The organism is Cyanobium sp. Morenito 9A2, from assembly GCF_024345575.1.
Classification (GTDB): Bacteria; Cyanobacteriota; Cyanobacteriia; order PCC-6307; family Cyanobiaceae; genus ATX-6F1.
The window spans coordinates 237,813-255,791 of sequence record NZ_JAGQBJ010000003.1; the positions used below are offsets into that span (position 1 = coordinate 237,813).

The 17,979-nt window shown below is 69.9% G+C and carries 15 protein-coding genes; 7 read left to right on the forward strand and 8 right to left on the reverse strand.

Going from position 1 to position 17,979, the window contains the following annotated elements; all coding sequences use genetic code 11:
• Window positions 1-5 precede the first annotated feature (5 nt).
• On the forward strand, window positions 6-1,391 hold the full coding sequence (locus KBY88_RS06335; protein WP_254939067.1) for a UDP-N-acetylmuramoyl-tripeptide--D-alanyl-D-alanine ligase: 1,386 nt from the start codon (window positions 6-8) through the stop codon (window positions 1,389-1,391).
• Here the strand turns inward: KBY88_RS06335 and glmU are convergent.
• From glmU to KBY88_RS06360, 5 genes are read right to left on the reverse strand one after another with little or no spacing between them, the layout of a single operon-like run.
• On the reverse strand, window positions 1,315-2,712 hold the full coding sequence (gene glmU, locus KBY88_RS06340) for a bifunctional UDP-N-acetylglucosamine diphosphorylase/glucosamine-1-phosphate N-acetyltransferase GlmU (protein WP_254939068.1): 1,398 nt from the start codon (window positions 2,710-2,712) through the stop codon (window positions 1,315-1,317). The genes KBY88_RS06335 and glmU overlap by 77 nt on opposite strands.
• Before the next feature lie 27 nt (window positions 2,713-2,739).
• Entirely contained in the window at window positions 2,740-3,678 is a 939-nt protein-coding gene (locus tag KBY88_RS06345; RefSeq protein ID WP_254939069.1) for an MnmC family methyltransferase, read from the reverse strand.
• Entirely contained in the window at window positions 3,653-4,960 is a 1,308-nt protein-coding gene (gene aroA, locus KBY88_RS06350; protein ID WP_254939070.1) for a 3-phosphoshikimate 1-carboxyvinyltransferase, read from the reverse strand. The genes KBY88_RS06345 and aroA overlap by 26 nt, the downstream gene beginning before the upstream one ends.
• A gap of 42 nt (window positions 4,961-5,002) precedes the next feature.
• Window positions 5,003-5,485 carry an Rrf2 family transcriptional regulator gene (locus tag KBY88_RS06355; protein ID WP_254939071.1) on the reverse strand — a complete coding sequence of 161 codons (483 nt, stop codon included), beginning with the start codon at window positions 5,483-5,485 and terminating at the stop codon, window positions 5,003-5,005.
• A 9-nt stretch (window positions 5,486-5,494) separates the two neighbouring features.
• Entirely contained in the window at window positions 5,495-7,057 is a 1,563-nt protein-coding gene (locus KBY88_RS06360) for a UbiD family decarboxylase (RefSeq protein WP_254939072.1), read from the reverse strand.
• 120 nt (window positions 7,058-7,177) lie between these two features.
• Here KBY88_RS06360 and KBY88_RS06365 point away from each other — a divergent pair, with 120 nt between their 5' ends.
• A complete protein-coding gene (locus tag KBY88_RS06365) occupies window positions 7,178-8,521 on the forward strand; it encodes an NAD(P)/FAD-dependent oxidoreductase (protein ID WP_254939073.1) in 1,344 nt (447 codons plus the stop codon).
• Window positions 8,522-8,536: 15 nt separating this feature from the next.
• On the opposite strand, the gene KBY88_RS06370 is transcribed toward KBY88_RS06365, so the two are convergent.
• A complete protein-coding gene (locus tag KBY88_RS06370; protein ID WP_254939074.1) occupies window positions 8,537-9,376 on the reverse strand; it encodes an SDR family oxidoreductase in 840 nt (279 codons plus the stop codon).
• A gap of 78 nt (window positions 9,377-9,454) precedes the next feature.
• Here KBY88_RS06370 and KBY88_RS06375 point away from each other — a divergent pair, with 78 nt between their 5' ends.
• From KBY88_RS06375 to KBY88_RS06385, 3 genes are read left to right on the forward strand one after another with little or no spacing between them, the layout of a single operon-like run.
• Entirely contained in the window at window positions 9,455-10,381 is a 927-nt protein-coding gene (locus tag KBY88_RS06375; RefSeq protein ID WP_254939075.1) for a DMT family transporter, read from the forward strand.
• Window positions 10,378-11,400, forward strand: coding sequence for a VOC family protein (locus KBY88_RS06380; protein WP_254939076.1), 1,023 nt, complete (start codon window positions 10,378-10,380; stop codon window positions 11,398-11,400). The genes KBY88_RS06375 and KBY88_RS06380 overlap by 4 nt, the downstream gene beginning before the upstream one ends.
• A gap of 41 nt (window positions 11,401-11,441) precedes the next feature.
• The gene (locus KBY88_RS06385) at window positions 11,442-11,939 is read left to right on the forward strand and encodes a DoxX family membrane protein (RefSeq protein ID WP_254939077.1); all 498 of its coding nucleotides are present in this window, start codon (window positions 11,442-11,444) and stop codon (window positions 11,937-11,939) included.
• A gap of 19 nt (window positions 11,940-11,958) precedes the next feature.
• On the opposite strand, the gene KBY88_RS06390 is transcribed toward KBY88_RS06385, so the two are convergent.
• Entirely contained in the window at window positions 11,959-13,557 is a 1,599-nt protein-coding gene (locus tag KBY88_RS06390; RefSeq protein ID WP_254939139.1) for a GMC family oxidoreductase, read from the reverse strand.
• 27 nt (window positions 13,558-13,584) lie between these two features.
• The gene (locus KBY88_RS06395; RefSeq protein WP_254939078.1) at window positions 13,585-16,254 is read right to left on the reverse strand and encodes an MGH1-like glycoside hydrolase domain-containing protein; all 2,670 of its coding nucleotides are present in this window, start codon (window positions 16,252-16,254) and stop codon (window positions 13,585-13,587) included.
• A gap of 117 nt (window positions 16,255-16,371) precedes the next feature.
• On the opposite strand from KBY88_RS06395, the gene KBY88_RS06400 reads away from it, so the two are divergent.
• The gene (locus tag KBY88_RS06400) at window positions 16,372-17,112 is read left to right on the forward strand and encodes a 2-phosphosulfolactate phosphatase family protein (RefSeq protein ID WP_254939079.1); all 741 of its coding nucleotides are present in this window, start codon (window positions 16,372-16,374) and stop codon (window positions 17,110-17,112) included.
• Window positions 17,113-17,153: 41 nt separating this feature from the next.
• Window positions 17,154-17,972: a carbon-nitrogen hydrolase family protein gene (locus KBY88_RS06405; protein WP_254939080.1), complete on the forward strand. Its 819-nt coding sequence runs from the start codon at window positions 17,154-17,156 to the stop codon at window positions 17,970-17,972.
• The last annotated feature ends 7 nt before the right edge of the window (window positions 17,973-17,979 follow it).

The following is a 17,979-nucleotide window of genomic DNA, read 5'->3' on the forward strand; positions in this document are numbered from 1 at the left end:
GGGAGATGCGGTTGGCGCGCCTGGTGGAGCTGTGGGGACCGCCGCTGGGCGGAGCCGATCTGGACCCGGCGGAGACGCTGGGGCCCGTGGGCACCGACAGCCGCGCCCTCAGGCCCGGCAGTCTGTTCGTGCCGCTGGTGGGGGAGCGCTTCGATGGCCATCGCTTCCTGGCTCAGGCGCTTGAGCGCGGAGCCCGGGCGGCGGTGGTGGAGGCCTCACGGCTCGCGGAGGTGCCCGCGGGTCTGCCCGTCTGGGCCGTGGCCGACACCCTGGCGGCTTACCAGCAACTGGGAACCCTGCGCCGCCAGGAGCTGGGGGCTCCCGTGGTGGCGGTGACCGGTTCGGCCGGCAAGACCACGACACGCGAATTGCTGCGCTCGGCCCTCGCCCCCCTCGGCTTGGTGCTGGCCAGCGCGGGCAACGAAAACAACGACGTGGGCGTGCCGCACACGTTGCTCAGGGCCACCGGCGCCGAGGCGGCGGTGGTGGTGGAGATGGGCATGCGCGGCCGGGGGGAGATCGAGCGGCTCAGCCGCTGCGCCCAGCCCGACATCGCCGTGATCACGAACATCGGTACGGCCCACATCGGCCGGCTCGGCAGCCGCGAGGCGATTGCCTCCGCCAAATGCGAGATCGTCACGGGGCTTCCAGCCAGCGCTTTGGTGGTGGTTCCGGCGGGGGACCCCCTGCTGGAGGAGGCTCTGGGAGCGGTTTGGGCCGGCCGGGTGCGGCGGGTGGCCCTGGCCAGCGATGGTCCCTTCGATCCAGCCCAGCCGGCGGCCGATGCCCTGGGCCAGCTGGAGGCCGATGGCGAGCACCTGAGCCTGGGGGGGCACCGTTACCGGCTGCCATTGCCGGGGGCCCACAACGCCCGCAACCTGCTGCTCGCCCTAGTGGTGGCCCTTGAGTTGGGGGTGGCCCCCCTAGCGCTCGCTACTTTGCGGGTGGACCTGCCCGGAGGGCGCAGCGCCCGCCTGGAGGTGGGCGGCGTCCATCTGCTTGATGAGACGTACAACGCCTCTCCGGAAGCCACCGAGGCGGCCCTGCGGCTGCTCGCCCAGCAGCGGGGGCGACGCTTTGCGGTCCTCGGCACGATGCTCGAACTCGGGGAGCAGAGCCTGGAGCTCCATGGCGCCATCGGCGCCTTGGCAGCGGAGCTGGGCCTTGATGGCCTGGTGGTGGTGGATGGGGGCGCCGAGGGCGAAGCGATGGCGGCGGCGGCGGCGGCGGTGTCCCTGCTGGAGCGGGTGGCTGAACCAGCCGCCGCCGCCGGGCCCCTTCAGGACTGGCTGCGGCCGGGGGACACCGTGCTGCTCAAGGCGAGCCGGGGGGTGGCGCTGGAGCGGCTGATCCCCCTGCTGATGCAGCAGCTCCAGACCAGTCCTCCCTGACCACCTGGTTCGCCCGACCCACGGCCAGGGCGCCGGAAGGCACATCCCTGGTGAGGGTGGAGCCCGCTCCGACGGTCACGTTCTCCCCGAGCGTGATCGGCGCCACCAACACCGAATTGGCGCCGGTCTTGCTGCCGGCGCCGATCACGGTGCGGTGCTTGCGCACACCGTCGTAGTTGGCCGTGATCGTTCCGGCCCCGACATTGACGTTGACCCCCAGATCGGCATCACCGATGTAGCTGAGGTGATTCACCTTGCATTCATCGGCCAAGACGCTGTTTTTGACCTCCACGAAATTGCCCACCCGACAGCGCTCACCCAGCACGGTGCCCGGTCGAAGCTGGGCGTAGGGGCCGATGGCACAGCCTTCGCCGACGCTGGCCCGGCGCACCACCGAATAGAGCACCTCCACGGCCGCCCCCAGGGTGCTGTCCTCCACCAGGCTGCCCGGGCCCAGACGGCAGCCATCCCCCACGCTGGTGGTTCCGCGCAGGTGGGTCTGGGGCTCGATCACCACATCGCGGCCGAAGCGGCTGCCTTCGCTGAGGGTGCAGCTGGCGGGATCGATGAAGGTGACCCCCTGCTCCATCCAGTGGCGCCGGAGCCGTTCCTGCAGCACCGCTTCGCACTGGGCCAGATGAAGGCGGTCGTTGATGCCCAGAATCTCGTCGGGGTCGGCTACTTCCAGATGGGTGGCGTGGCCCAGCAGGGCCACGGTGTCGGTGAGGTAGAGCTCCCCCTGGTCGTTGTCGCTGCGGAGCCGGGGCAACACTTTGGCCAGGCGCTGCCAATCGAAAAGGTAGATTCCGGCGTTGATCAGGTTGTTGCGGCGCTGGTCGTCGCTGCAGTCACGGTGCTCGATGATGCCGCTGACTCCGCCGCCCCCATCGCTGAAGACGCGGCCGTAACCGCTCGGGTTGGCCAGGCGGGCGCTGAGCAGGGTGACTGCCGCGCCGCTGCGGCGATGCTGGTCCAGGAGTTTATCCAGGGTGGCGGCCCGCAGCAGCGGCACATCGCCATTGAGCACTAGCAGATCACCCTCGAAGCCGGCCAACGGCGCCAGCAGCTGCTGCACCGCATGGCCCGTGCCCTGTTGGGGTTGCTGCAAAACGAACTCCAGTCCCGCCACCGCCGCCAGGGAGGCCTCCACCCGCTCCGCCTGGTGCCCCACGATCAGCAACTGGCGCGCGGGGGCCAGGCCCCGGCAGCAGGCCAGCACGCGCTCCACGAGGGTGGCGCCCGCCAGGGGCTGCAGCACCTTGGGGAGCTGGCTCTTCATGCGGGTTCCCTTCCCGGCGGCCAGCACGGCGACGGCGAGCATGGAACCCCTGCAAGGAACGGCCGGAATCTACCGGTGGACCGGGCGCTCCTTGCCGAACCAGCGCCGGCGCCAGGCGGAGGTGCTCCCAGCGCTCGACTGCCCCTGGGCCATGGCCCGAGCCCGCAGAACCCCCTCGGCGCTGGCCGAGCCGGTCGGGTCGCCGTAGGGCTCTGCGGCCCGGGTGAGCAGGTGCTCCCGCTCCATCAGGCTCAACGGCCGCAGGACACGGCCTGGCTGCAACGGGCTGGGGCTGGCGGCGGTGCCCCAGGACCAGGGGGTCGTCCCCTTTGGCGAAGCAGCCCCCAGGGGTTCGGGCGGTGGCGTGATGGATGCCAGTTGCAGGCCCGAGCGCAGCAGGGTCTGGCGCACGGCGGCGGCGGAGCTGTAGGTGAGCAGGCGCCCTTCCGGGGCCAGCAGCCGCGCCAGGGCCCCCAGAAACTCCAGGCTCCAAAGCTGGGGGCAGCGGCGGGGGGAGAACGCATCCAGCAGCACCAGATCCCACTGGCCGCTGAGCGTCTCAGGCAATTGTCCGAGACGCTGACGCGCATCTCCCCAGAGCACCTGGGCTCGGCCAAGGCCATCGCTCCATTGACCCTGGTGGTGGAGGGCCTCCAGCCGGGCGGCAACGGCCGCAGTCCAACTGAGCTGAAAATCCGGCTGCGCCAGGGCCAGGGCCAGGGGCTGCGGATCCAGCTCCAGCCCGAACCAGTTCAGGACCAGTCCCCGCGCTTCGGCCGCCTCGAAGAGGGCGCCGGCGTTGGTGCCCAGCCCAAGGCCCACATCCAGCACCAGCAGACGGCCACCCGGGGAATAACGACTCAGCTCCGCCGGGGCGATGAACTTCTCCTCGGCCTCTCGCCGTGCCCCGTGCTCGCTGTGGAAACCCTCCTGGAACTCGGCGCTGTAGAGGCTGAAGCTGCCGTCGGCGGTGCGCCGGGGCTCAAGCCTGGAGGCGGGCGAGGTCATCCCAGAAGCCAGGGTAGGAGACCGCCGCCGCGCCGCTGCGGTGCAGGTGGGAGGGGCCGGAGGCGATCTGGGCGGCCACCGCCAGGCTCATCGCCACCCGGTGGTCGGTTTCACTGTCGAGCGCGGCGCCCCTGAGCGGCAGCCCACCGGTGATCGTGAGTCCATCGGGGTGCTCATCCAACTGGGCACCCATGGCCCGGAGCTGGCGCGCCATCACCGCCAGTCGGTCGGTTTCCTTCACCCGCAGTTCCTCAGCCTCGCGGATCGTCGAGATCCCCTCGGCGACGCAGGCGGCCACCGCCAGCACCGGGATCTCATCGACAAGGCGCGGAATCAGATCGCCTTCGATCGCAAAGGCCTTCAAGGGGCCATGCAGCACCCGCAGATCCCCTACCGGTTCGCCGGCCATCTCGCGGGCCTGGAGAATCTCGATGCGCGCCCCCATCTGCTCGAGCACCTCAAGCACCCCTGTGCGGGTGGGGTTGAGCCCCACGTTCTCCACCGTCAGGTCTGCGCCGGGGGTGATCGCGCCGGCCACGAGCCAGAAGGCCGCCGAACTGATGTCTCCCGGCACCACCACCCGCTGGCCGCGCAGCACCCCGCCCGGCCGCACGACCACGGTGCGGTTGCCCTCACCGCCCACCTCCAGGTCAGCGCCGAAAGCGCGCAGCATCCGCTCGCTGTGGTCGCGGGAGCGGGCCGGTTCGATCACGGTGGTGGGCCCCTCGGCCGTGAGGGCCGCCAGCAGGAGCGCCGATTTCACCTGGGCCGAGGCCACCGGGGTGGTCACGGTGGCGCCGTGGAGCCGGCGGCCCTGGATCGCCAGGGGGGCGTAGTTGCCGCCGGCGCGGCCGGCGATCGTGGCCCCCATCGCCGCCAGGGGGGTGGCCACCCGCGCCATGGGCCGCCGGCGCAGGGAGTCGTCGCCGTTGAGCACGAAGTGGCGTCCATTGCGGCCCGCCAGCAGCCCCAGCAGCAGGCGCATGGTGGTGCCGGAGTTGCCGCAGTCGAGGATCGATTCGGGTTCCCGGAGCCCATCGAGACCCACCCCGTGCACCAGCACCGGTTCGCCTGCCACGATCGGGCCCACCTCCACGCCCATGGCCCGCAGGCAGGCGGCGGTGCTCAGGGGGTCTTCGGCGGGCAGCAGTCCCTCGATCCGGGTTTCGCCTTCGGCGATCGCTCCGAAGAGCAGGGCCCGGTGGGAGATCGATTTATCCCCCGGCACGCGCACGGATCCCCGCAGGCTGCGAGCGGTGGTTGATCCCAGCTCGAGGGTCATGGACAGCTGATGGGCACAGGAAACGAGCCTACGCAGGGGCGTTCAGCCCACCATCAGGCCGCCGTCCTCCCGCAGGCATTCCTGCCAGCTGCGCAGGTCAAAGAGCAACTCTTCGAGGCTGAGGGCCTCCAGCTCCCGCTCCAGGGCCCGACTCAGCCGCCGTTGCAGCGCCGAAAGCACCCGATCACCGGCGATGGCCTCGCTGGGGATTTCTGGGAGCTGGATCTCAGGCTCTGAGCTGATGGCCTGGGTCCGCTCGACCCCCTGTGGCCCTACCTGTTCCACCGCCGCCAGGATCGCCGCCAGGCGCGTGTCCCGGGCGCTCTGGGCCAGCCGGTAGCCGCCGCTGCGCCCGCGACGGGCCTCCACCAGTTGGGCGCGGCGCAGCTGGAGCAACAGCTGCTCCAACATGGGTGCCGGCAGCTGCTGGGCCTGGGCCAGCTGGTTCACCGATTGCCAGCGCTGGGGGTCGCGGGCCAGCTCAACCAGGGCCTTGATCGCGTAGAGGGTGCGCTTGCGCAGCATCTGTTCCGCTCAGGTCCGGGCCGCGAGCCGCTCCAGCACGTGCTCAAGGGCGTAGCCAAACAGGGCTGGATCGGGCTCGATGCCATCGAGATCGGCGAGCCCCAGCTCGGCCCAGCGGCCGTCGATGTGCGCCTCCAGTTCAGGGGAGCGCGCCAGCGCTTCGCCCCAGTCGTGGCGCTTCTCAGGGCCAATTTTGGTGGTGGCATCGATCGCCAGACGGCCCCCCAGGCCCAGGCGCTCACTGGCGAAATCGAGCGAATCGAAGGGGGTGTCCTCGAGCACGAAGAGATCGCGCTGGGGATCCACCTGGGCGCTGATCGCCCAGATCACCTGACGCGGATCGCGGATGGCGATGCTCCTGTCGACCACGACCACGAACTTGGTGTAGGTGAACTGGGGCAGGGCGCTCCAGAAGGCCATCGCCGCCCGCTTGGCCTGGCCCGGGTAGGCCTTGTCGATCGAGAGGATCGCCAGCTTGTAGCTCAGCCCCTCCATCGGCAGGAAGAAATCGACGATCTCCGGGATCTGCTGGCGCAGGATCGGCGTGTAGAGCCGGTTCAGGGCGATCGCCAGCATCGCCTCTTCCTTGGGGGGCCGGCCGCTGAAGGTGGTGAGAAAGATCGGCTGCCGCCGCTGGGTGACGCAGTGGAAGCGCACGAGCGGTGAGAGTTCGGCGCCGCCGTAGAAGCCCATGTGGTCGCCGCAGGGCCCATCCGGGAGCTGCTCCCCGGGGGTGATCGTGCCCTCCAGCACCACTTCGCTGTGGGAGGGCACCTCCAGGTCCAGGGTCTTGCACTTCGCCAGCCGCACCCCCTCGCCGGCATAGAGCCCGGCGAACAGCCATTCCGAGAGCTGCACGGGGATCGGCGTGGCCGCCGCCATCACCAGCAGCGGGTGCACTCCGATCGCCACCGCCACCTCCAGCTTTTTCCCGAGCGCCGCCGCCTTGCGCAGGTGGCGGGCGCCGCCCCGCACCGAGAGCCAGTGCACGGTCATCGTCTGGGCTGACTGGCGCTGCAGCCGGTAGACCCCCACGTTGGGCACGCCGGTTTCGGGGTCCTTGGTGATCACCAGCCCCAGGGTGATCACACCGCCGGCATCGCCGGGCCAGGGGCGCAGCAGCGGCAGGGCGTCGAGATTCACCTGCTCCCCCTTGAACACCTGCTGATGGCAGGGGGGGGTGAGGTCCCGGTCGGGGCGGGAGCGGATCAGATCCCAGAGCACCCCGCCGAAACGGGCGGCTTCCTTGAGGCCCTTGGGCGGTTTGGGTTGCTGGAGCAGGGCGAGGCGGCTGCCGAGCTCCTCAAGCTCCTCGGGCCGCTCCATGCCCATCGACCAGAGCACGCGTTCCACCGTGCCCAGCAGGTTCACCGCCACGGGCATCGATGAGCCGACCACGTTTTCGAACAGCAGTGCCGGCCCACCGCGGGCCAGGACGCGGTCAGCGATGGCGGCCAGTTCCAGGTCCGGGTCCACCGGCGCCGTGATCCGCCGCAGTTGTCCGCGCCCCTCGATCAGCTCCAGGAACCCGCGCAGGTCGCGGCTCGGACGCCGCGTCCATGGCCCATCCATTCCTGTACCACCAGTGCTTCCCACTGTGACGCACCCGCGCCGGCTGGCGCGAGATGGCTCCCGGCTGCCCTTCGCGGGGAACCCCGATAGGGTGCCTGCCAAGAGCGGCTGAGAGTAAGGATGGCCCCCGAGCGGTTCTTTCTGGAACTGGAGCCACCGCTGGAGAGCCTGCGTCAGCGGCCCCATGTGGTGATCGTGGGGGGCGGCTTCGCCGGGCTCGCCGCCTGCCGCGCCCTGGCCGGAGCCGACCTGCGGGTCACCCTGATCGACCGGCGCAACTTCAATCTTTTCCAGCCCCTGCTCTATCAGGTGTCCACCGGGCTGATCTCCCCCAGCGATGTGGCCTCACCCCTGCGGCTGCTGGTGGGCCGTCAGGCCAATCTCCAGGTGCTGCTCGGGGAGGTGGACCACCTCGATGTGGACCGGCGCCGGATCGGCTTCGAGGGCAGCGATTTCGCCTACGACCACCTGATCCTGGCGGCGGGCTCCGGCAGCACCTACTTCGGTCATCCCGAGTGGGCGGAGTTGGCCCCCTCGATGAAGACCCTCGAGGACGCTGAGGAGATCCGGCGCCGGCTTCTGCTGGTGATGGAGGAGGCCGAGCGCACCCCCGATTCCGAAAGGCGCCGCCATCTGCAGGCGGTGGTGATCGTCGGCGGTGGGCCCACGGGCTGCGAGCTGGCCGGCTCGGTCTCCGACCTGATGCGCCACAGCCTCGAGCGCGATTTCAAGCAGCTCGATCCCGCCGACACCACAATCACCCTGGTGGACCCCGGCGATCGGCTGTTGCGGGCGCTGGATCCCCAGCTCTCCGCCGCCGCCGCCCAGGCGCTGGAGGCGGCCGGTGTGCGCCTGCTGCTGGGGGGACGGGTGCGGACGATCGAAGCAGGTCGCCTGAGCGTGACCAGCGCCGAGGGGGAGCAGGTGCTCGAGGCCGCCACGATCTGCTGGACCGCCGGCGTGCGCGCTTCCCCCCTGGGGGGGGAGCTGGCCCGCGCCAGCAGCTGCCGCCTCGACCGCGGCGGGCGGGTGGAGGTGGAGCCCGATTTCTCGATCCCCGGCCATCCGGAGATTCGTGTGATCGGCGATCTCTGTGCCTATGCTCACACACCCGATGGCCGCCCCCTGCCGGGGATGGCCGCACCGGCGGTGCAGATGGGGGCCTGGGTGGCCCGGGACCTGCGCGGCCGCCTGGAGGGATGGACCCCGAAGCCCTTCCGCTTCTTCGATCCCGGCAGCATGGCGGTGCTCGGTCCCGGCCGGGCGGTGGCCGACCTGCGTGGGCTGACCTTCTCGGGCCCGCTGGCCTGGCTGCTCTGGGGGCTGGCCCACCTGGCCTTCATGCCCGACCCCGAGAACCGCCTCTTGCTGCTGCTCAAGTGGTTGTGGGTCATCGGCACCCGCCAGCGCAGTGCCCTGGTGATCGGCCAGCCCCAGGCGCCCGCCGCCGTCACCGAACCCTGAGGCGGACCGCCCCTGTCAGAGGCCGGGACTGCTCTGCATGATGCCGCCGTCGGCGAACACGGTGGTGGCGGTGATGTAGCTGGCGAAGTCGCTGGCGAGGAACGCCACGACGGCGGCGATCTCCTCGGGCTGGGCCATGCGGCCCAGGGGGATCGCCGCATTGAGCTTGGCCAGCAGTTGCGGGTCGTTGATCGTGGCGTCGTTGATCGGGGTGGCCACCGCGCCAGGGCCCACGTTCACCACCGTGATGCCGTGGGGGGCCAGCTCCAGGGCGGCCGTGCGGGTGAGCATGCGCACCCCGCCCTTGGCGGCGCAATAGGGGGTGTTGCCGGGCATCGGCCAGTCCTCGTGCACCGAGGAGATGTTGATGATGCGTCCCCCTCCCCCCTGGGCGATCATCTGCTTTGCGGCGTACTGGGTGGCGAAGAACACCGCCCGCAGATTCACATCCAGCACCCTGTCGAACTGCTCCGGGGTGGTCTCGAGGATCGAGGTGCGCGTTTCGATGCCGGCGTTGTTGACGATCACATCCAGGCGGCCGTAGCGATCGACGGTGGCCTGCACGAGCCGCTGGAGATCCTCGAGCTTGGCGACATCGGCCTGGACTCCGAAGCTGCTGCCGCCGAAGGCACCAATCTCCCGTTCCAGTTCCTCGGTGGCCTCGGGATGGGAGCGGTAGTCGATCACCACCTGGGCGCCGCGGTGGGCGAGGGCTTCCACGATCGCCTTGCCGATGCCGCTGTTGCCCCCGGTGACGATCGCCACCTTGCCCTCCAGGAGCTGAGCCAGGGTGCGGGCGGCCTCCGGGTTGGTGCTTCTGGCCTCGGTGCTGCGGACCACGACAAGGGGAGCCACTGGGCAAACCCTAGGCGCCCAGACGGATCCTGGCTCCGTGCCTAGGGTGCGCTGGTGACGATTCCCCCACCAGCGCCCGTGGCATCGCCCGCGCTCGAACCCCGGCCCGAGTCCATCGCCCTCGGTGCTTCATTGCTGGTGCTCGCTTTCCTCGCCAACACCGCCCAGAGCGCCTTCGGCCGGGCTCTTGAAGCCGGCATGGGGGCGCCGGTGTTCACCTGGCTGACCTTCATGGTCGCCCTGGTGCTCGTGCTGCCTGCGCTGTTGCTGCGTGGTGGCCGCGATCTGACCACCACTGTGCTGCCGCTCCATCTGCTGCGCAGCCTCACGGGCCTGGCGGGCTTCTTCCTGTTCATCACCGCCGCCCGGCTGGTGAACCTGGTGAACGCCAACGTTCTGCTCAACACCACCCCCCTGTTCCTGCCCCTGCTGGGATTTCTGGTCTTCGGCCGGAGGGTGCCGGCGGGTCTGTGGGCCTGCCTGGGGCTGGGCTTCGCCGGGATGGTGGTGGTGGTGCAGCCCAACGCGACCCTGCTCACCCGGCCGGGGGATCTGCTCGGGCTGGCGGCCGGCCTGGTCTGCGCCGTGGAATTCCTGGCGGTGAAGCGGCTCGACCGCAGCGAAGCTCCCCTCACCCAGATGGTTTACTTCCTGGTGTTCGGCAGCCTCGGCTCCACCCTGGCCGTGCTCGGGCCCCTGCGCCCACCAGGGCCGGGGTTCCTGGGCCTCGGTGGCCTCACGGCGGAGCAGGCCGCCCTGGTGGTGGCCTCCGGCGCCTGCCTGGTGGCGTTCCAGTTCCTGCTGATCAAGGCCTACGCCCACGCCGACCCCAGCGCCATCGGCGCCTTCCAGTACTCCTCGGTGGTGTTCGCCGGCCTGATCGGATGGGTTGCCTTCGCCCAGCGCCCGAACCTGGCGGTTTGGCTCGGCACCGCCCTGATCTGCCTCGGCGGTGGCCTCAGCATCGTGCTGCAGCGCCCCAACGCGCCCCTTCCCGGTCCGTGAGCGTTCCTCCCTCCACGCCGGCGATCGAGAGCGTCGGCTTCACCACCGCCGATGCCCACCGCTGCGCAGCCTTCCTCTGCGGCCGGCTGGGCTTCCAGCAGGAGGGTCGGTGCACGATCCTGGGGGGCCCCTACGCAGAACTGATCGGCCTGGCGGGCGCCCACCTGCGGCTCGTGCGGCTGCGGCTGGGGGCCGAGCGGATCGAGCTCACCGAGGTGATCGACCCTGGCCCGCACCAGCGCCGCGGCCGGCCAATCGCCGCCGAGGCCCGCAGCTGCGATCTGAGTTTTCAGCACCTCTGCCTGGTGGTCTCCGACCTGGTGGTCGCCCACGGGGCCGTGGCGCCCCTGATCGCCTCCGGGGAGCTGCGCTCGATTTCCTCCGCCCCCCAGCGGTTGCCGTCCTGGAATGTCGCGGCCGCCGGCATCGAGGCCTTCAAGTTCCGCGATCCGGAGGGCCATGCCCTTGAGCTGCTCCAGTTCCCCCCCGGCAAGGGGGATCCCCGCTGGCAACGGCCGGCGGCGGACCCCGACTCCCCCTGGCTCGGCATCGACCACAGCGCCATCGCCATCGGCGACAGCGAGGTCAGCCAACGCTTCTACGTCGAGGGGCTTGGGCTGCGCCGGGGGGTCGAGGGACTCAACAGCGGCGTGGAGCAGGAGCGCCTCGATGGCCTGGCCGGCGCGCGGGTGCGCATCGTTCCCCTGCGTTGCCGGCAGGGCCCCGGCCTCGAGGGGCTCCAGTACCTGGAGCCGTCGGGTGGCCGGCCGATTCCTGCTGATCTCGGCGCCCAGGACCTCGACCACTGGCAGATCCGCTTGGTGGTCGATGACCTGGAGGCGATCCGTGGGCGGTTGATCTCCCTGGCACTGCTGGGCGACCTGCCCCCGAGCACCGTGGTCGACCTGGAGGGTGCCGGCCTGGGATTCCGGCGCGCGCTGCAGCTGCGCGATCCCGACGGCCATCGGATTCAGCTGGTGCAGCGAAGCGAGGCAGCCGCCCCCGCCGCTTCTCCCTAGCCTGCGCGCAGCTCGACCGGGTTCGCACCGGCGCTGAGGCCATGGCCAGTGGGTTGCTGGATCTTCTTGTGCCCCCCCCGGTCGGCGGCACCGGGGCCGTCGCCTTGCTGCTGCTGCGGCTGTTTGTGGGTGTGGCCTTCCTGCGCCATGGCTGGCCGAAGCTGCGCCATCTGCAGGTGTGGTCCGCGGCGCTGAAGACCCCCGTCTGGCTCTGTTTCCTCTCGGCGTTTTCGATGTGGGCCGGCGGTCTGGCGCTGCTGCCCGGTCTGCTCACCCCCCTGGCGGCCCTGGCGATTCTGGTGTCGATGGCCTACGCGCTGGTGCTGGAGATCCGCTCGGGATTTCCCTTCATCGCCCCCGATCCCTACCTGATTCCCGCGGGGGATTACGCCGGACCGATGGGGGTGGGGGAGCCCCCCAGCTGGGAGAAGGCGGCGATGTATGTGGTGATGGCGCTGGTGCTGATCGCCGCAGGCGGTGGGGCTCTTTCCCTGGATGGCGCCTGGGTGAGGCCGCTGCTGCAGGGCTGGCTCGGCTGAGAGGCCCTCGGCCCGACGCTCAGCGACCCAGGCGCCCCTTGAGGTGCTCACCCACCCGCAGGGCGTTGGCGATCGCGGTGAGCGAGGGATTCACGGCGCCGATGCTCGGGAAGAAGCTCGTGTCAACCACATAGAGGTTGTCGAGGTCGTGGGCCTTGCAGTGCAGATCGAGCACCGAGCTGGCCGGATCGGTGCCGAAGCGGCAGGTGCCCGCCTGGTGGCCCACGGCGGCGATCGCCATCGTGCTGCGCACGTAGATCTGGCGTTCCACCAGGTGATCTTTGAGGTACAGGCGATCGAGCAGGCCCCGCAGCCGCTTTTCCAGCTCCCGGCTCGCCGTTGGGTTGTTGGGGGTATAGCTGAGGGTGATGGCGCCGCCCGCGTCGACCGTCACCCGGTTGTCGGGGTCGGGCAGGTCTTCGCTGGAAAGCCAGAAATCGAGAGCGTGCTCGGCGATCCGATCGAGGCTCCAGCCCGGCGCCAGGAACGTTTCCACAGGCGCGTAGCCCTTCATGATGCTGCCGCGGGTCTTGCCGGTCATCTGCACGTTGCCCATCGGGTAGGGGAACGCCCCGTCGCCTAGGTACCAGTCGTTGATGGACACCGTTTTCTGAAAGACGGTGGGGTTGGGCTCGTGGGCCAGGGCCACCAGCGCCTTGCTGTTGTGGAACATGTAGTTGCGACCGACTTGATCGGAGCTGTTGGCCAGTCCCCGCGGATGCCGGTCGTTGGCCGACATCAGCAGCAGCCGGGCGCTGTTGGCCGCCCCGCAGCTCACCACCACCAGATCGGCCGCAAACGTCAACGGTTCCCCGTCCCGCTCCACCTCCACGGCGGTCACCGAGCGGCCTGAGGCGTCGGTGCGCAGCCGCCGCACTTGGGCCCGGGTGAGCAGGGACACGTTGGCGGCGGCCAGGGCTGGCCGGATCCCCAGCACCTCCGCATCCGCCTTGGCGTGCACCAGGCAGGGGAAGCCGTCGCAGCTGTTGCACTTGCGGCAGCGGCTGAAGGCCATCGCCGATTCATCGAGCAGCACGCCGCTGGGGGCATGGAAGGGCCGCAGGCCGGCGCTGCGCAGGTCGTCGACCAGCTTCTGCATGCGCGGCTCGTGGGCCACGGGTGGGTGTGGGTAGGGCCCGCTGGCGGGGGGCTCGCTGGGGTCCTCCCCCCGCAGCCCGTGCACATGGAACAGCTCCTCGGCCCGCTGGTACCAGGGCTCGAAATCGTCGTAGCGCAGCGGCCAGGCCGGCGAGAGCCCGTCGTGGTGGCGGAGCTCCTCGAAATCCTGCTGCCGCAGGCGGAAATGGGCCGCCCCGTACATCTTCGTCGCCCCCCCCACGACGTAGTGGCTGCCGGGCTGGAAGGGCTTGCCGTGGTGGTCGTGCCAGGTGTCCTTCGACACGTAGCGCCCCTTCTGGAACACCTCCTCCGCATCCCAGTTCTCCGGCTCCTGGGGCAGCCAGTCGCCCCGCTCCAGCACCAGGATCCGCAGCCCCGTCGGGGCCAAGTGCTGGGCCAGGGTGCCGCCGCCGGCGCCGCTGCCGATGATCAGCAGATCAAAATGGCTGCCGCCCCTGGGCTCCAGCTGGGCCAACCCGGGCAGGGGGGAGGAATGGATCGAGGGCACGGCGGAGTCCTCAGGGGCTCAGGGGGTGGGGTAGCGGGAGAGCTGGTCGATCATCTTGACCACCATCGCGCTCCAGCCGGTCTGGTGGCTGGCCCCCACGCCGCGGCCATCATCGCCATGGAAATACTCGTGGAACTGAATCAGATTGCGCCAGTGGGGATCGTCCTGAAACAGGGGCACTTCGCCGAGGAAGGGGCGGCGGCCGGAGGCATCCCGGCGAAAGAGTCCCACCAGCCGCTCCTCCAGCGCCAGTGAGGCCTCCCAGAGGCTGAGCCAGCAGCCCGATCCGGTGGGGAACTCCACCTGGAAGCTGTCGCCGTAATAATGGCCGAACTTCTGCAGTGCCTCGATCAGCAGGTAGTTGATCGGCATCCACACGGGACCGCGCCAGTTGGAGTTACCGCCGAACATCGCCACAGGGCTGTCGCTGGGGCTGTAGGCCAGCTGCTGGGTCTCGTTTCCTTCGGTGTAGGTGTAGGGCTGGGTTTCGTAGCGCTTGGAGAGGGAGCGGATGCCGTAAGGAGAGAGGAACTCCTCCTCATCGAACAGGCGCTTGCAGATCCGTCGCAACCGCTCCTCGGGCACCAGGGCGAACAGCAGCCGGCCGTTGTGGCGCTGGCCCAGGTGGGCCTCCACCCAGGTGGGGGTGGTGCGCTCGTGGATGAACCAAGCCATGCTGCGGCGGACATCGAGGGCCGGCAGCCGCTGCACCGTCTCCCCATCGAAGCTGGCCACCGCCAGCAGCGGAATCAGCCCCGAGACCGAGCGGGTGCGCAGGTAATCGGTGCTGCCATCGGGCCGCTTGATCACGTCGTAGTAAAAACCGTCCTCTTCGTCCCAGTTCAGGAACCCGCGCTGGGCAGGGGTGTTGAGGGCGATCGCCAGTTGCACGTAGTCGTGCACGAAGCGCTCGCAGAGGTCTTCGTACTCCGGCTCCTCCTGGCTCAGCTCCACGGCGATGCTGAGCAGATTCAGGCTCAGGGAGGCCATCCAGGCGGTGCCGTCGCACTGCTCGATCCGGCTGCCGTCGGCCAGGGGGAAGCGCCGGTCGAAGACGGCGATGTTGTCGAGGCCGAGGAAGCCCCCCTCGAAGACGTTGTCGCCGGAGCGGTCATTGCGGTTGGCCCACCAGCCGTACTCCAGCAGCAGCTTGCGCAGGGCGGTGCGCAGGAAGGGCAGATCGGGGGCGTTGCTCTGGCGCTGATCGATCTGGTAGATCCGCAGGGCGGCCCAGGCGCCGATCGGCGGATTCGGATCCGAGAGGGCCCACTCGTAGGCCGGGGTCTGGGCGTTGGGGGCGGTGTAGTGGGGGCTGCGCAGCAGCAGGGCCTGCTCCTTGGCGGTGGCGGGATCGATGAGGGCGAAGGCCACAGCGTGGAACATCAGGTCCCACTGGCAGAAGTAGGGATACTCCCAGGAATCCGGCATCGAGATGATGTCGTGGGCATGGAGCCGGCTCCAATAGGCGTTGGCCGAGCGCCTGCGCTCCGGTGGAGGCGGCGGCTGGGTGGGGTCCCCCTCCAGCCAGCGCACCACGCTCCAGCCGTAGTACTTCTTGCCCCACAGCAGGCCGGCGGCGGCGGTGCGCTGGATCAGCCGATCGTCGGCGGAGAGCACCGGCAACCGCTGTGTGAAGAAGGCCTGCCACTCCTGCTCCCGTTCCTGGAGGAGGGCGTCGAAGTGCTCGCCGAAGGGGGGCTCGCCGGCCCTGCTCACGGCCCGCAGGCGCAGCTCCACCACCCACTCCTCGCCACTTTCCAGGCTGCGCCGCAGCAGCCGGGCGGCCTTGGTGCCCCGCTGGGCCGGATTCACCGCCCCCGCCTCGGCCTCGATCACATGACGATGGAAACCATCCTTGTGGAATGGGCGGTGGTTCGGGCGTCCGAACAGGCGCTCCTCGTTGGTCTCGTTATCGGTGAACAGCCAGGGACCCTCCTCCCGGCAGGCCAGCTCATAGGCCCCCAGGGTCGGCACCCCATCGGTGTGCAGCCGATCGCCCACCAGGCCCATCGGCCGCTCGGTCTCATCCGGGTAGCCCCAGGCCCAGGTGTTGCGCAGCCAGAGCGTGGGCAGCAGGGTGAGTGGAGCGGGTTCGGGGCCTCGGTTGACCGCCCTCAGCCGGATCAGGATGTCGTCGAAGCTGGCCTTGGCGTACTCGATGAACACATCGAAGTAGCGATCGCCGCTGAACACGCCCGTGTCCACCAGTTCGTACTCGGGTTCGTCGCGTCCGCGTCGGCCGTTCTCCTCCACCAGCTGCCCGTAGGGGAAGGGCCGCTGGGGCAGCTTGTAGAGGCCCCGCAGGAAGCTGTGGGTGGGGGTGTTGGCGAGGTGAAAGGTGTAGTCCTTGATGTCCTCGCCGTGGTTGCCCTCCGGGTTGCCCAGGCCGAAGGGGCGCTCCTTGAGGATCGGATCGACGCCGTTCCAGAGCGCCACCGAGAAGCAGAGGCGGCATTCCCTGTCGCAAAGGCCCAGCAGGCCGTCCTCGCCCCAGCGGTAGGCCCGGGAACGGGCATGGTCGTGGGGGAAGGAGCGCCAGGCGTCGCCGTCGGCGGAGTAGTCCTCGCGCACGGTGCCCCACTGGCGATCCGGCAGATAGCTGCCCCAGAGATCCCAGGGCACAAGAGCGAGGTCGCGCTCGGCCATCCTGCCCAGTTCCGAGCCGTTCTCACCGTCGCTGGCGGCCATGGCGCCTCCGCCTGCACTGGCCGCATCTTGGTTCCTTCCGCCCTGACTTTCCAGCATCCCCGCCTCCCTGGCCCTGGGGGCATCTGCCTACTGTGGCCCCGGCCCTGAGTTGTGCCCGTGCTGATCTCCTATTACCCCACCTCCGAGCTGGTGCCGGAGGGGGCGCTGCCCGACGCCGCCGTCGTGATTGATGTGCTCCGGGCGACCACCACGATCGCCTGGTCGCTGCACAACGGGGCTGAGGCCGTGCAGGCCTTCGCCGATCTGGAGGCCCTGCAGGCCGCCGCCGACGCCTGGCCGGCCGAACGGCGCCTGCGGGCCGGCGAGCGGGGTGGGGCGCGGCTGGAGGGCTTTGAGCTGGGCAATTCCCCGATCGCTGTCAGCCCTGAGCTGGTGGGGGGAAAGCGCATCTTCATGAGCACCACAAACGGCACCCGTTCCCTGGACCGCGTGCGCCAGGTGCCACTGCTGCTTACGGCCTGCCTGCCCAACCGGGGCGCCGTGGCACGGCGCCTGGTCGAGCGGGGTTGTGGGCGCGTCTGGATCGTGGGCAGTGGCTGGGAAGGGGACTATTCGCTCGAGGATTCCCTCGCCGCCGGCGCGGTGGCCTCGGCGGCCATGGAGTTGGCGGTGGCTCCCCATGTGGGCGTCAACTTCGGCAACGATGAGATGCTGGCTGCCCTGGCCCTCTGGCAGCAATGGCGCCACGACCCTGAAACCTGTCTGCGGGTTGCCAGCCATGGTCAGCGCTTGATTGGCCTCGGCGACCACGACGCCGATTTCCGCTGTTGTGCCGCGATCGACAGCCTCCAGGTGGTGCCCACCCAGGTGGAGCCAGGTGTGCTCCAGGCCCGCTGAGGGAGGTCCCTTACAGTGCCGCCACTCCCAGATCTCACGCGGTGACCAGCTTCCTGGCGGCAGCTCTGCAGCTCACCTCCGGCCCCGACACGGACGCCAATTTTGCCGCCGCCGAGGAGCTGATCGAGCTGGCCACCCGTCGGGGCGCCGAGTTGGTGGGTCTGCCGGAGAACTTCGCCTTCATGGGCGATGACGAGCGGCGGCTGGAGCTGGCGCCGGCCCTGGCCGAGCGCTGCCACCGATTTCTGGTGACCATGGCCCGCCGCTACCAGGTGACGCTTCTGGGGGGGGGCTACCCGGTGCCCTCAGGGGAGCGCCTCACCCTCAACCGCGCCGAACTGATCGGCAAGGACGGCCAGCTCCTGGCCCGCTACGACAAGATCCATCTCTTTGATGTCGATCTGCCCGACGGCAACACCTACCGGGAGTCGGCAACGGTTCAACCCGGCCAGGAGCTTCCGTCGGTGGTGGACGCACCCGGTCTGTGCCGCATCGGCCTGTCCATCTGTTACGACGTGCGCTTTCCTGAGCTCTACCGCCACCTGGCCGGAGCCGGCGCCGATCTCGTGATGATTCCCGCAGCCTTCACCGCCTTCACCGGCAAGGACCACTGGCAGGTGCTGCTGCAGGCCCGGGCGATCGAAAACACCGTCTACGTGCTAGCTCCGGCTCAGACGGGCGTGCATTACGGCCGTCGCCACAGCCATGGCCACGCCATGGTGATCGATCCCTGGGGCACGGTGCTCTCCGATGCCGGCGTGACCCCTGGCCTGGCCGTGGCACCGATTGACGTGGCCCATGGCCAACGGGTGCGGGCTGTGATGCCCAGCCTCCAACACCGCCGCCCGGCGTTGTTCTGACGCCGGC